Source organism: Actinoallomurus vinaceus (genome assembly GCF_039542055.1).
GTDB classification, from domain to species: Bacteria; Actinomycetota; Actinomycetes; order Streptosporangiales; family Streptosporangiaceae; genus Actinoallomurus; species Actinoallomurus vinaceus.
Map to the genome: position 1 here is coordinate 70210 of NZ_BAABHK010000023.1, position 12712 is coordinate 82921.

Sequence of the window (12712 nt, forward strand, 5' to 3'; positions counted from 1 at the left end):
TCGGCTCATCGCACCTCCCGCGCGTACTGCGCGACGGTGATCCGGTCGATCAGTGGCGCGTAGCGGGAACGGAGCAGTACGCCGGGGAAGGTGTCCGAGGCGTAGGTGGTGCCGTCGAAGTTCGGCAGCTCCTCGGAGCGGAAGGCGATCGTGTTCTGCCCCTTCTTCAACTGAACCGGGACGGTCAGCTCCCAGAAGTTGTTCTGGTGGAAGCTGTGCGGGAAGCCGACCCGCTGCGCGGCACCACCGTTGACGCTGATGTCGGCGTGGCGGGCGAGCGGGTCCGGGTTGTAGTGGGTGGCCTCGGACTGCTCGGGGTTGGAGTAGCGGATGCGCAGCGCGTACAGGCCGCTCCGGTCGGCGTCGACGGTGAACGTCGCGGTGTTGCCGTTGCCCGGATCGCCGCCGACACCGGTGATCGCCTTGCCGCCGGTGGCCAGGGAGAGCGGGGTCAGCGTGGCCGAGCCAGCGAGCCTGGCGTCCTGCGCCTCGTACGTACGCGCCGGGAGCGCGCCCGCCGTGGGCGTGACCGTGAGGCGGTCGACGAGGGTGGCGGACGAACCTCCGGTCAGTGTCACCTTGTTGACGCCGCCGGAGAGGGAGACCGCCACGCTGCTCCTGCCCCTGGCCGGGCGCAGGACGTCGTGCCCGTTGACGGAAAGCCGGGCGCTCCCGCCGCCCAGGGTGTCGACCGTGAGGGTGGCCTCGCGGTCGGCGGGCGAGTAGACCCAGAACGTGGCGGTCCCGTTCTTCGGGAGCCGGGCCGCGCCCGAGCCGGTGGCGGGGGTCCCGGCGTGCTTCGGCAGGTCGTACACGGGCCGCGCCCCGCCGGCCAGCCAGGCCAGTTCGCCCTCGTACACCTGGGTGCTCGCCGAAGCCTCGGGGAGGGTGAGAGTGAGGCGGTCGACGATGGCGTCGCCCTTGGTGGCGCGCTTGCCGTCGGCGCTCTTCGCGGCGAGTGTCAGGGTGTGCTTGCCCTTGGTGAGCTTGACCCTGGTGTCCGTGTGGTCCCAGACCACCCACTTGTAGCCCAGGGGCAGGTACAGCTCCTGCTCGCCGTCCGCCTTGCCGTCCACCCGGAGGAAGACGTTGGTGGGGCCCTGCTCCTTCACCTTGTCGAAGGTGTTGAGGGAGTTGGCGAAGACGCTCAGGTCGTACGTGCCGTCCTCAGGCACGTCCACGGTGAAGTCGAGCGTGACGTCCGAGCCGGTGCGCAGGCCGCCCACGTCGTAGCCGCCGGAGGTGTAGAACTTCGACACGTCACGCGTCGAGCCCTCCGGGCCGTTCTTCGAGTAGCCGGACCCGGTGTGGGCGGCGTCCTCCGCCTCGTACGAACCCTGCCAGCGCACGGGCGGGGCCTGCGCGCCCGCCGCCTTCCCGGCCGGGCTGAGGACGACCTCGTAGGCCGAGGACTCCTTCAGCTTCGGCAGCCCGCCGTCGCCGAAGTCGACGGCGACCGTGCCGTCGTCACCGACCGTCAGGTTCTTCTCGGTGAGCAGCTGCGGGCCTGAGGAGTCGCCCACCTGCCCGCTCCACCCGATCTCCCGCACCCAGGCGTGCACGCGATCCCCGAAGAGTTTCTTCGGGACGTTGCCGAAGGTGATGTGGCCGTTGCCGGTCGAACCGCCGAAGATCAGCCGCGCCTGCCGCTTCTTCTCGTCGAGCGTGGCGACGCCCTGCATGGTGTAGTTCTCGCCGGGGAACGGCGGGGTCACCGTCACCGTGTGCCCGCTCATCGAGGCGTACGAGTGCAGCAGCCACCACTGGCCGTTGCCGCGGTTGGACTGCACCGCGGAGTCGGAAAGGTTGCCGTCGATGTTCCAGTACGCGATGTCGGCGTCCACCTTGGACTCCTCGATCGCGGACACCCACTGAATCATCTGCCCGGGAACGGAGGTGTGGTAGTTGAAGGCGTACTCGTCGACGTTGATCGGAAGCCGAGTGCCCTCCTTGGAAGTGCCCTTGAACAGCTCCTTCTCCCACGTCCGGTACTTGGCGACGTTCTGACGCACCGCCTCGGGGTGGCTCAGCTCGTGCCAGGTGATGACGTCCGGGAGGGTGCCGGCGGCCAGGGCGTGGGTGAGGAAGCCCTTCACCTGGTCGTAGAGGATGCTCGTGTTGGGGCCGGCGATGCGGGCGCTCGGCATCTTGCCCTTGATGAGCTTGTAGACGTCGTCCCAGGCGGCGAAGTAGTCGTGCGGGTCGTTGAGCCAGCTGACCTTGTTGTAGCTCCACTCGCCGGTGCCGAACATGTTGCCCTCGGGCTCGTTGAACGGCACGAAGACGATGTTGTCCCGGTACTTCGCGGGCAGTTGCAGGACCTGGTCGACCTGCTTGGCGATCTTCTCCTTGTAGAGCTTGAGCTTCTCCTCGGGCGTGTCGCCCGGCCACTCGTACGGGAAGCCGCGATGGATGTCCGTCATGTAGATGTACACGTCACCGTTGGTCGAGTCGGCCAGCGGCTTCACCACGTCCAGCGCGTCGGCACCGGGGTGCTGCGGGCCGTCCTGCGCCTTCGTGGAGACCGTGCGCAGGCCCATGCCCTCGAGGAGGTTGTTGGTGGGGACGTCCGGTCCGTACACCCCGTAGAGGGTGCCGGAGGCGCCGCCGTGGAACGCGCCGGTGTCCGAGCCGAGGTCGACGGTGAGCTGCCCCTCGCGGACCACGGTGACGGTCGCCGTCACCGCGCGCCCGGCCGCCGTTCCCGCCACCGTGAACGTCCCTGGCTGGGCGTACTTCGCGGGCGGTACGGCGTCCCAGGCGATCGGCGTGTCGCGGTCGTAGCCGTCGGAGAAGGACGAGCGGACGGCGGCGGGGAGGGACGGGGCGGTCCCGGTCGTGGTACGGGCCTCGAAGGAGGTCTTGGAGAGCTGCTGAAGAGTGGGCACGGTCCCTCCGACCGTCCCGGCCACCTGCTCCGGGCTGAGCGCCGAGTGCCACACGGTGAAGTCGTCGATCGCGCCCTTGAGCAGCGGATCGGGGTAGAGGGACTTGCCGATGTAACCGGCGGCCGTCGCCGAAGCGTCCAGCAGGTCCTTGGCCTTGACAGTGGTCTCGGCGGAGGAGACCGCCACGCCGTCGAGGTAGGTGGTGACCCGGTGAGCGGAGCTGTCGAGGGTGACGGTGACGGTCCGCCACTCGTTCGCGGGCAGCATCGCGTAGCCGTTGACCTGCGCCTCCGCGCCCCCTCCGCCGATGGTCACGGCGGTGCGCAGCGTCCCGTCCCCGCTGTACGGGGTGGTGAAGAGGTACTTGGTGGTGTTGGTGCCCAGGTCGAAGAGCCGCTGCCAGGACGACTTGTCACCGCTCCACTTCACGCGGGCTGAGACCGTCAGGTCGGCTGCGTCGCCGAGCACTTCACGGGGCAGGCGGACGTACGCGCCATCGGAAGTGGACGCGCCACCGGGCAGGGCGAGCGCCTTGCCTCCGTCCCTGCCCGCGACGGATTGGGCGGTGGAGCCGTTCACCAGGTCGGCCGTCAGGCCGTTGCCCGAACTGTCGGTGATCTTGCCGGAGCCGAGGTCGTCCTGGTCGAAGGTGTAATGGGCGGCGGGCTGCAGCGTGTCGGCCGCCTGCGCGGAGGCGATGGGGGCGGTCAGCAGGCCCGCGCCTAGGGCCAGCGCCACGGCGGCCGGGGCTCTGCGCCGCGCGGTTCTGTACGCGGATGGCATGGATGGCGTCCTTTCAGGTCGTTGTCGAACCGGTTCGACAACAAGCTGCGACGACCCTTACCGGTTGGCGGGGGCCGACCGGATGGTCAGGCGTTACAGGTGGTCAGGAGGCGTTACGGGGGTCAGGCTGTCGGGGAACACGGCGCGCGACTGCGCCGGCTCTTCGGCGGTGACGGGTGGTACGGCGGGACCGTGCGGGCTGGCGGGAGTCGGACGGGTCGTGTCTGAAACGGCCGACGAGCGTGGACAGAAGCCTCCGTCGGCGCCTACGACGCTGTACGCGGCACGGTTCGGCTCGGTTTTCCGGCTGCGGGAGGCTGGGCGTCCTCCTTTCAACTCGACCCGAATGTTCGACATCTCGAACACAGTTCGCAGTGTGGGCCCAGACCGTAGGCGCAGGCGGGCGTGATGGTCAAGACCTTGCGCCGGCCCGTGGAGAGGTGCCGGCCAGGTTGACCGGTCGCGGATGGAACCCTTTTCGAGACCGTTACTGCCGCCTACCTTCGACTCGCTCCGGCGGCTGGATTCGAACCAGCATGGCGCGGTTAACAGCCGCGCATCCTGCCATTGGATGACACCGGAATGGTGGCGCAGGTGGGATTTGAACCCACGATCTCTAGCTTATGAGACTAGCGGGGACGGCCGAACTCCCCTACTGCGCTCCGCGCGACCCCTGCGGGACTCGAACCCGCTTCCTGGAATTGAAAGTCCCAGAACCTAACCCATGGTCGAAGGGGCCATGCTTCGTAGCCCGTGCCGGAATCGAACCGGCGCCGCCCGGTCGAGAGCCGGGAGTCCCCACCACTGGACCAACGGGCCTTGCCGCGGAGAAGAAGAGGATCGAACTCTTACGAGGCCGAATGGCCTCACTCGGTTTTCGAGACCGGTGCCGTCGCCTGCCGTCGGCTGGCTTCTCCATACGTGCCGCCCCAGGGATTCGAACCCTGAACCTTCCGGTCCTGAACCGGACGCCTCTGCCGTTGGGCCAGAGCGGCGTGGAACATGAAATTGTCAAGGAGCGTCCCGTCGACGCGACGGTAGTCCCGCATGGGCGGCAGGAGTCGAACCTGCTTTTCACCGCCTTTGGAGGACGGTCGCCTATCCGTTGGCTCACCCACAAGAAAAGGCCGCCGGGATATCCTCCGGGCGGCCTCTGGACAGAGATTGTGGTCTCCCTATCCGGAGCGTTCCCCGAGGATGCCGCGCAGATTACCCGGCTCGGACCGCCATTCCCAGGAGGCGGTGAGCGTCGAGCGCATCATGATGGACATCCTTCCTCGTTCCGTTCTGCTTCAATGATAAGAATTCCGGCTGCGGGCACAACATGTTTTCCGCTGCCCCGGAGCGGAGAGAGGCCGCCGCCACCGCCCTCGGCGCCCGGTCACGCGCCGCTGGGATATGGTCAAGGAAGCTTGCGGTTGCGCCTAGGGTTCCGTGCTGCCCCCGCCTCATCGACGACAACAAGGGGGCCGGTGGACTGGACCGAGCGGCGCCAGGGCCGATCTTCGGCCCCACACCTGATGGGATAAAAACCCCGAGGGCTTCCATTCCGCCTGCCCGCCAACCGGCTGGGCCGGACCCAGGGAGGCCCCATCCCATGAATCGTGTCACCGTCATCCACGCGTCGACCTCCAGGGCGGTCTGGTCATGACCGGCATCGGCGATCTCGCCATGCTGACCGCCGCCGGAGTGCTCGCCGGTCTGGTCGGGACTGCGGGCGGTATCACATCCTTGATCTCCTACCCGGCGCTGCTCGTGGCGGGGCTTCCCGCCCTCGCGGCGAACGTGGCCAACATCATCGCTTTGGTCGCGTGCTGGCCCGGCGCGGCCCTGGCTTCCCAACCCGAGTTGGTCGGCCAACGGGTATGGCTGCGTCGGTGGATTCCCGTCGCAGCGCTGGGCGGCGCGGTGGGATCACTGCTGTTGCTGTTCACCCCATCCGGCGTCTTCGCCCGTGTCGTGCCGATCCTGGTGGCCGTGGGTTCGCTCGCACTGCTGGCTCAGCCCCGGCTCGCCGCCCACCTCCACCAGCGCGGCCAGCTGTCAGGCGCCAGAGGCCTGATCCTGCCGCTGGGGCTGACCGCGATGTCCCTCTACAACGGATACTTCGGCGCCGGGTCCGGGGTGATGATCCTCGCCCTCCTACTGATCAGCGTCGAGCCGAGCCTGCCCACTGCCAACGCGCTGAAGAACATGCTCATCGGGGCCGCTGCCGTCACCTCCGCCGCCATCTTCGCCGCCGCCGGGCCCGTTGACTGGATGGCCGTAGCCCCTATCGGCGCGGGCATGTTCGTCGGCTCCATCCTCGGCCCCCGCATCACCAGACGCCTACCAGCAGGCCTCCTGCGCTGGCTGGTCGCCCTGATCGGCATCGCCCTGGCCATCCAGCTATGGATCAGCCCAAAAAGCTGACCCCGCGATAGAGCTCCACTCGTTTAGGAGGCACGATTACGGAGCCCGCGCGGTCAGTTCACGGCCAAGGCACGTTCGAGCGCAGCTCGGCCTGCCGGTTCCCAAGTCGGTTTGCCCCCAGGGAGACCGAGCCTGCCGTTGCGTCCGATGGGCCGGGGCGCGCTCGGTGCGCGGCAAGCGCACGGCCAGCTCCGCCCCGAGGCGCCACTGCTGGTTGTCCCAGCCACCGGCGACATCTCGGAGTTCGAGGTCTGCGAGATCCGGATGCTGTTCCCGCAGCAGCGCTCGTACCAGGTCCTGCTCGAACCCGAACTCGTCCATGGATGGGCCTCCAATTGCCAGCGTCCGCTGGCAAGCTAGCAGCGGACGAACCCAGCGGGCAGTGTTGCGCACGCGCAAGGGCCTGGCGGTAGTAGCCCAGGCAAAGCAGGCTTGACCTGGGTCGACTTGCGATCAATCGAACATCAGTTCGATGATGGCCGTATGCACGACGCCCGATCACTCGACCACTACCCGCCCGGCTCGCACCGGATCGAGGCCCGCGACTCCTGGGCCTGGATCCACCACAAGGGGGCCTGGCGCAAGGGCGCGATCCACTGCTGGTACGTCCACGGCGACACGTGGATGGCCTGGATGCAGCACGAGGATCCCACCCCGGACGTCCCGTGGTCGGCGTGGGGGCTGTACCTCTACGACGGGGTCACCATCAGGCGCCGACACGCCCCGGCCGCCAGGGCCGGCGTCGAGATCCCGACCGGCGACGAGCGCCGAGAGCGGATCACCGCGCTACTCCGCGACACCGGCTACAGCGTCGAGCCGTACCGCAGGACCTCCGGCGACGAGAGAACCCTGCTCATCTGCTGAGGTCGCTACACGACCGGACGACCACGGGCTCAGTCGAACAGTTCGTCGACCGACCGTACGGTGACGGCCAATTGGACCCACTTCTCCAGCTGCGACAGATCGGCACAGCCCTCAATGCGGGCACGCGCCCCATCGGGGACCATGATTCCGCGAGTCTCAAGCACGGCGAGAACCGCCTTGGCCTCGCCACGCGCCTCGCCGCGCGCCTCGCCCTCGGCGACGTATTTCTTGGCGAAACTACTCTGGTACTCGTACTTCCCATCGATCATCCGTGCCTCCAGATGGCTGCGGGCAAGCTTGTTCCGAAGCGCCGCAAGCACGACGTCAGCGTACAGTTCGGCGCGTCGATCGAACGCGTACGCGAATTTCACCAAAAACCCGCAGAACATAATAGCCATCTTGGATTAATAGCGCCATTTCCGACGACACGATGGCCGCAAGATCGGTGATGTGGGGTCACGGCTGCTCTGTTTGGGGGGCGACCTGTGGGTAGAACCGGCTATATGCCGATGCTCGTGGGGACGTCCGGGTGGCAGTACGCGCACTGGCGTGACGTGCTGTACCCCGCGGGGATGCCCCAACGCGTGTGGTTGGAGCGCTTCACCGAGTGCTTCGAGACGGTGGAGAACAACAACGCCTTCTACCGGCTGCCGAGCCGTGAGGTCTTCGCCGGGTGGCGGGAGCGCACGCCGCTCGGGTTCGTGATGGCCGTGAAGGCGAGCCGTTACCTGACGCACATCAAGCGGCTGAAGGAGCCGGAAGAGCCGGTGGACCGGCTGATGAACGCGGCCGGTGGCCTCGGCGACAAGCTCGGGCCGATCCTGGTCCAGCTGCCGCCGACGCTGCAGGTCGACGTCGAGCGCCTGACCCGCTGCCTGCGCCGCTTCCCGACGGGGGTGCGGGTCGCGGTGGAGCCCCGTCACCCGTCCTGGTGGACCGACGAGGTACGAGACGTGCTGGTCCGGCACGGCGCGGCGCTGTGCTGGACCGACCGGCTCGGCAGGCCACTGACCCCGCTGTGGCGGACGGCGGGCTGGGGATACCTCCGGTTCCATGAGGGCGCCGCGACGCCGTGGCCGGAGTACGGCGACCAGGCGCTGCGGTCCTGGGTCCGGCGGCTGACCGAGACCTGGGACGACGGCGCCGACGCGTATGTCTACTTCAACAATGACCCGGGTGGGGCGGCCGTACGCGACGCGGCGCGGTTCGCCGAGTTCGTGCGGCAGGCGGGCCGGCGCGTGTCCCGGACGCCCGCCCTCGCCACGCACTGACCGGTCACCGGGTCACCACGGGACGCGCGGAAGAACCCGCCGGTCGAGTGGTGACGCGTCACCAGGTCACGCGGAAGAGCCCGCCGGTCAGGTGGTGACGGGTCACCAGGTCACGGGCAGCGCGGAGAAGCCGCCGGTCAGGCGGTCGTTGCGCTGGGGAAGCTCCTCGATCGGCACGGTCAGGCGCAGATCGGGGAACCGCTGGAACAGTGTGCCGAAGACGGCCCGCAGCTCGACCCGGGCCAGGTTCGCGCCCAGGCAGTAGCGGATGGCGTAGCCGAATCCGAGGTGCGGCTGGGTCTCGCGGCCGATGTCGAACCGCTCGGGGTTGACGAAGACGGTCTCGTCCCGGTTGGCGGCCGACGTCACGAGCACGCAGAGCTCGCCGGCCTTGATCCGCACACCGTCGATCTCGACGTCCTCGCGGGCGTACCGGCCGAGGCCGTGGTCGTTCGGCGAGCCCAGGCGCATGATCTCCTCGACGGCCGCGGGCGCCAGTGCCGGGTCGCGCTTGAGCGCCTCCAGCTGTTCGGGGTTGTGCAGCAGCAGCACGACCCCGCCGTCGATGCGGTTGACGGTCGTCTCGTGCCCGGCGAACAGCAGCCCGCCCGCGATGGTGGCGACCTCGTCGTCGGGCAGGTCGGCCGTTGCCAGGTCGGAGTAGACGTCCTCGCCGGGATGGTCCCGCTTGGTCTTGACGATGCCGTGCGAGTACTCCTCCATGGCCGTACGGGCGGCGGCGGACCGGTCCGGATCGGTGAGGTCCGTCATCTCCTCGGCGAGCGCGCGGAAGTGGTCGCGATCGGCGAGCGGGACGCCGAGCAGCTCGCAGATGACCTGGATCGGCAGCGGCACCGAGAGTGACGCGTGCAGGTCCGCCGGTGGGCCCTGCTCCTCCATCCGGCCGAGCAGGCCGTCGAGCAGTTCCTGGACGTGCCCGGACAGGGCCCGCATCCGGCGGGCGGAGAACGCGGGCGCGAGCAGCCGCCGCATCCGGTCGTGCACGTCCTTCTCGGTGTCGTAGTCACCGTTCGGGCCGCCGGTCAGGGCGGAGTTCGACAGGCGGGGGGCGTTGTCGGGGTCCGGGTGGGAACGGCCGAAGCGCTCGTCGGCGAAGATCGCCCGCACCTGTTCGTACCCGGTCACGAGCCACGCCTCGTCGCCGGTCCGGGTGCGGACCCTCGTGATCGGCGCCCTGGCGCGCAGCGCGCCGTACGCGGCGGAGATGTCCAGCACGTTGGAGCGTTCGAACGGCAGTCGCGGAAGGTCAGCCATGGGGCGAACGTCCCTTTCCCCCGTGATAACAGTTAATTTCCACCGTCGCACCCGTAATGCCTTATGTCAATGCATGAAAAGTGTGAAAGGCGGCTATCCGTCGATGATCAGGCGACCTATCGTCGGCCGCCTGATCATCGGACCGACCTCGGGAAAGGGCGTTTCCTTGACTTCTCCCCCAGCCGAAACAGGGGCCGAATCCTCCTGCCTGCGCTGGCGTCATCTCAAGAACCGTTACGGCTTCTGACCGGCCCCGGCGCATCTCAGGAGCCCGCTACGGTCACTGACGCGCACCTCAGGAGCCGCTACCGCCACTGACGGCCCCGGCGCCGTACGCGACCGCGCCGGGGCCCGGATCGCCGGTCAGGGCGTCCAGGCGGGGTCGCGGCCGGCGAGGCCGAGCGCCCGGTCGAGCGGCGGGGCGGTGTCCGGCACCGCCACCTCCGGGCCGAACGCGCCGTACTGCCGGGCCGTCTCGGCCATCGCGGAGACCTGGTCGAACAGTGCCCGCGCCAGTTCGTCGTCGATCGGGGCCTTCTGGCCCGTCGCCGCGGCCAGGTCCCAGGCGTGCAGCAGGACCTCCGCGAACATCATGCCGCCGACGAACGCGGCGGGCATCGCCGCCGCCACGGAGATGCCCGTGGCGCCCTCCCAGGCGGCGGGCTCGGACCAGGCGGCCCCGGCCGCGCGCACCTCGGCGGCGTACCGCGCGGACCAGTCCGGCTCGGCCGTGAAGTCGTTATCCTCCGCCGCGGGCTCGGGCGGCGGCGTCTTGCGGGCCGCGCCCTCGGAGCGGGCTCCCGTCCAGTGGATGAGGTGGTTCAGCAGCGCGCGGACGTCGTACTCGGGGCACGGGGTCGGCAGGGCGAGCCGGTCGGGCCCGATCCCCTGGACCACCGTGATCGGCGCCTCCACGGCGCGCGTCATCAGCGGGCGAAGCTCCATCGTCGTCTCCGTGAGTCGTCTGGTGGGAGGCCCACACGGTAGGCGGGTCGCGGTCGGCCGTCTTGAACAAATGCGACACTTGACCACATGGCCGACGCAGCGCCGCAGGCCCTTCGCGCCATCCTCCACCGCTCGGCGGCGCTGGAGCGCTTCCAGGTCTCCCACCGGGCGCCGGCGGAGGATCTCGCGTGGATCGCGGACTATCACTGGATCCTGCACTGGGACCTGGGAGAGGGCGGATCCCACCGGCAGCAGGTCCTCACCCATCCGTCGGTGCACATGACGTTCCTCAGCGACGGGCAGGCCCGGGTGGTGGGCGTGGTGCGCGGCGTGTTCACCGAGACGATCGAGGGCCGGGGCCGGGTCGTCGGCGTACGCTTCCGGCCCGGCGGCTTCCGGCCGTTCCTCGGCGCCCCGGTGTCCACGATCACCGACCGGCGGATCCCCGTGGAGGACGTCTTCGGACCCGCGGCGCGGTCCACCGCCGACGCGATCATCGCCGCGCCGGATCCCGGCGACGCGATCGCCCTGGCGGAGGATCTCCTCCGTTCCCGCGCGCCGCGCCCCGACCCACTGGTGCTCGAGGTCGGCGACATCGTGGACCGGATCGCCGCCGATCCGGCGCTGACCCGGGTGGACCGGGTGGCCGCCGCGGCCGGGATGGGGACGCGGCGTCTGCAGCGCCTGTTCGCCGACTACGTCGGGATCGGTCCCAAATGGGTGATCCGCCGGTACCGCATGCAGGACGCTGCGGACCGGGCGGCGTCCGGAACGGACGTCGACTGGGCGGCCCTGGCCACCGAGCTGGGCTATGCCGACCAGGCGCACTTCACCCGGGACTTCTCCGCCACGATCGGGATGTCGCCCACCCGGTACGCGCGGGCGTGCGCGGCCCGGCGGTGATCGGCGCCGGTGGTGACCGATGCCCGCTCCGGCCGCCGCGACGGGACCGTTACCGCCTCACGTAGCATTTGAGGGACGACGACGCCTGCAGAAGGACTGTTCCCAAGGTGAGCACCGCTACTGAACCCCTGCGCGCTCTGCTGTTGGAAGGCATTCACTCCGACGCGGTCGCCTCTCTGGAGAAGAACGGCTACGCCGTCGAGACGGTGGATCGCGCCCTCGACGAGGACGAGCTCACCGCCCGCATCGCCGGTGTGCACATGCTCGGCATCCGGTCGAAGACCACGATCACCGACGCCGTGCTCGCCGCGGCTCCGGAGCTGCTCGCGATCGGGGCGTTCTGCATCGGAACCAACCAGATCGACCTGCCCGCCACCTTGCAGCGCGGCGTCGCGGTGTTCAACGCGCCGTTCTCCAACACCCGCAGTGTCGTCGAGCTCGTGGTGGCCGAGCTCATCGCGCTGACCCGCCGGCTCTTCGACAAGAACTCCCTGATGCACGCCGGGGTCTGGGACAAGTCCGCCGAAGGCGCTCACGAGGTCCGGGGCCGGCGGCTCGGCATCATCGGCTACGGCAACATCGGCAGCCAGCTGTCAGTGCTCGCCGAGAGCCTGGGCATGAGCGTGTTCTTCTACGACACGGCCGACAAGCTCGCACTGGGCAACGCCCGCCGGTGCGCCAGCATGGAGGAGCTCCTCGCGGTCTCCGACGTCGTCACGCTGCACGTCGACGGCCGGCCCGGCAACAGCGGCCTGTTCGGTGAGGCGGAGTTCGCGCGGATGCGGCCCGGCAGCCTCTTCCTGAACCTCTCGCGCGGGTTCGTCGTCGACCACGGGGCGCTGCGGAGCCACATCGAGTCCGGGCACCTGGCCGGCGCGGCCATCGACGTGTTCCCGCACGAGCCGAAGGGCCGCGGCGACGAGTTCGTCTCGGAGCTGCGCGGGCTGCCCAACGTCATCATCACGCCGCACATCGGCGGCTCGACGGAGGAGGCCCAGCAGGACATCGGGCAGTTCGTCGCGGGCAAGCTGCAGGACTTCGTGGCGACGGGCAACACCGCGCTGAGCGTCAACCTGCCGACCGTGTCGCTGCCCGCGCCGCCAGAGGGGCACCGCCTGACGCACCTGCACCGCAACACCCCGGGCGTGCTGGCCACGATCAACGGCATCCTCGCCGACCACGACGTGAACATCGAGGGCCAGCTGCTGGGCACCCGCGGGGAGATCGGCTACGTCATCACCGACATCGGCACCCGCTACACGTCCGACGTGATCGAGCAGCTGCGCGGGCTGCCGACGACGGTCCGGCTGCGCCTGCTCTCCTGACTGACCCCGGACGCACCGCAGCCCGTACGCTCGCCGACTCCGGCGA

Annotated in this window: 10 protein-coding genes and 7 tRNA genes; 6 read left to right on the forward strand and 11 right to left on the reverse strand. The window is 69.3% G+C overall.

Annotation, left to right across the window (positions count from 1 at the left end; all coding sequences use genetic code 11):
* Positions 1-5: 5 nt before the first annotated feature.
* The 8 genes from ABEA24_RS47665 to ABEA24_RS47700 all read right to left on the reverse strand — a co-directional run bounded on the left by ABEA24_RS47665 (position 6) and on the right by ABEA24_RS47700 (position 4789).
* Complete coding sequence (locus tag ABEA24_RS47665) at positions 6-3671, reverse strand: LamG-like jellyroll fold domain-containing protein (RefSeq protein WP_345442005.1); 3666 nt, start codon at positions 3669-3671, stop codon at positions 6-8.
* Positions 3672-4182: 511 nt separating this feature from the next.
* Positions 4183-4253: transfer RNA gene (locus ABEA24_RS47670), tRNA-Asn, on the reverse strand.
* Position 4254: 1 nt separating this feature from the next.
* A tRNA-Met gene (locus ABEA24_RS47675) sits at positions 4255-4333 on the reverse strand.
* Positions 4334-4338: 5 nt separating this feature from the next.
* Positions 4339-4410, reverse strand: a tRNA-Glu gene (locus tag ABEA24_RS47680).
* 8 nt (positions 4411-4418) lie between these two features.
* A tRNA-Glu gene (locus tag ABEA24_RS47685) sits at positions 4419-4490 on the reverse strand.
* 6 nt (positions 4491-4496) lie between these two features.
* Positions 4497-4588: transfer RNA gene (locus ABEA24_RS47690), tRNA-Ser, on the reverse strand.
* A gap of 5 nt (positions 4589-4593) precedes the next feature.
* A tRNA-Leu gene (locus tag ABEA24_RS47695) sits at positions 4594-4666 on the reverse strand.
* A gap of 51 nt (positions 4667-4717) precedes the next feature.
* A tRNA-Trp gene (locus tag ABEA24_RS47700) sits at positions 4718-4789 on the reverse strand.
* A 529-nt stretch (positions 4790-5318) separates the two neighbouring features.
* Between ABEA24_RS47700 and ABEA24_RS47705 the strand changes: the two genes are divergently transcribed.
* From ABEA24_RS47705 to ABEA24_RS47715, 3 genes are all read left to right on the forward strand, one after another.
* The gene (locus tag ABEA24_RS47705; RefSeq protein WP_345442008.1) at positions 5319-6083 is read left to right on the forward strand and encodes a sulfite exporter TauE/SafE family protein; all 765 of its coding nucleotides are present in this window, start codon (positions 5319-5321) and stop codon (positions 6081-6083) included.
* Positions 6084-6194: 111 nt separating this feature from the next.
* Positions 6195-6443, forward strand: coding sequence for a hypothetical protein (locus tag ABEA24_RS53920; protein WP_425551325.1), 249 nt, complete (start codon positions 6195-6197; stop codon positions 6441-6443).
* 123 nt (positions 6444-6566) lie between these two features.
* Positions 6567-6947, forward strand: a complete 381-nt coding sequence (locus ABEA24_RS47715) for a hypothetical protein (RefSeq protein WP_345442010.1) — start codon at positions 6567-6569, stop codon at positions 6945-6947.
* Positions 6948-6976: 29 nt separating this feature from the next.
* Here the strand turns inward: ABEA24_RS47715 and ABEA24_RS47720 are convergent, their stop codons facing one another.
* Positions 6977-7345, reverse strand: coding sequence for a hypothetical protein (locus ABEA24_RS47720; protein WP_345442013.1), 369 nt, complete (start codon positions 7343-7345; stop codon positions 6977-6979).
* A 105-nt stretch (positions 7346-7450) separates the two neighbouring features.
* Here ABEA24_RS47720 and ABEA24_RS47725 point away from each other — a divergent pair, with 105 nt between their 5' ends.
* Positions 7451-8218, forward strand: coding sequence for a DUF72 domain-containing protein (locus ABEA24_RS47725; RefSeq protein ID WP_345442016.1), 768 nt, complete (start codon positions 7451-7453; stop codon positions 8216-8218).
* A 102-nt stretch (positions 8219-8320) separates the two neighbouring features.
* On the opposite strand, the gene ABEA24_RS47730 is transcribed toward ABEA24_RS47725, so the two are convergent.
* The gene (locus ABEA24_RS47730; protein ID WP_345442019.1) at positions 8321-9493 is read right to left on the reverse strand and encodes a cytochrome P450; all 1173 of its coding nucleotides are present in this window, start codon (positions 9491-9493) and stop codon (positions 8321-8323) included.
* A 363-nt stretch (positions 9494-9856) separates the two neighbouring features.
* A complete protein-coding gene (locus ABEA24_RS47735) occupies positions 9857-10438 on the reverse strand; it encodes a TIGR03086 family metal-binding protein (protein WP_345442022.1) in 582 nt (193 codons plus the stop codon).
* A gap of 87 nt (positions 10439-10525) precedes the next feature.
* Between ABEA24_RS47735 and ABEA24_RS47740 the strand changes: the two genes are divergently transcribed.
* Together ABEA24_RS47740 and serA are read left to right on the forward strand one after the other, a co-directional pair.
* Positions 10526-11341, forward strand: a complete 816-nt coding sequence (locus ABEA24_RS47740; RefSeq protein ID WP_345442025.1) for a DUF6597 domain-containing transcriptional factor — start codon at positions 10526-10528, stop codon at positions 11339-11341.
* A gap of 107 nt (positions 11342-11448) precedes the next feature.
* Positions 11449-12666 (forward strand): phosphoglycerate dehydrogenase, encoded by a 1218-nt coding sequence (serA, locus tag ABEA24_RS47745; protein ID WP_345442028.1) that lies wholly within the window; start codon positions 11449-11451, stop codon positions 12664-12666.
* The last annotated feature ends 46 nt before the right edge of the window (positions 12667-12712 follow it).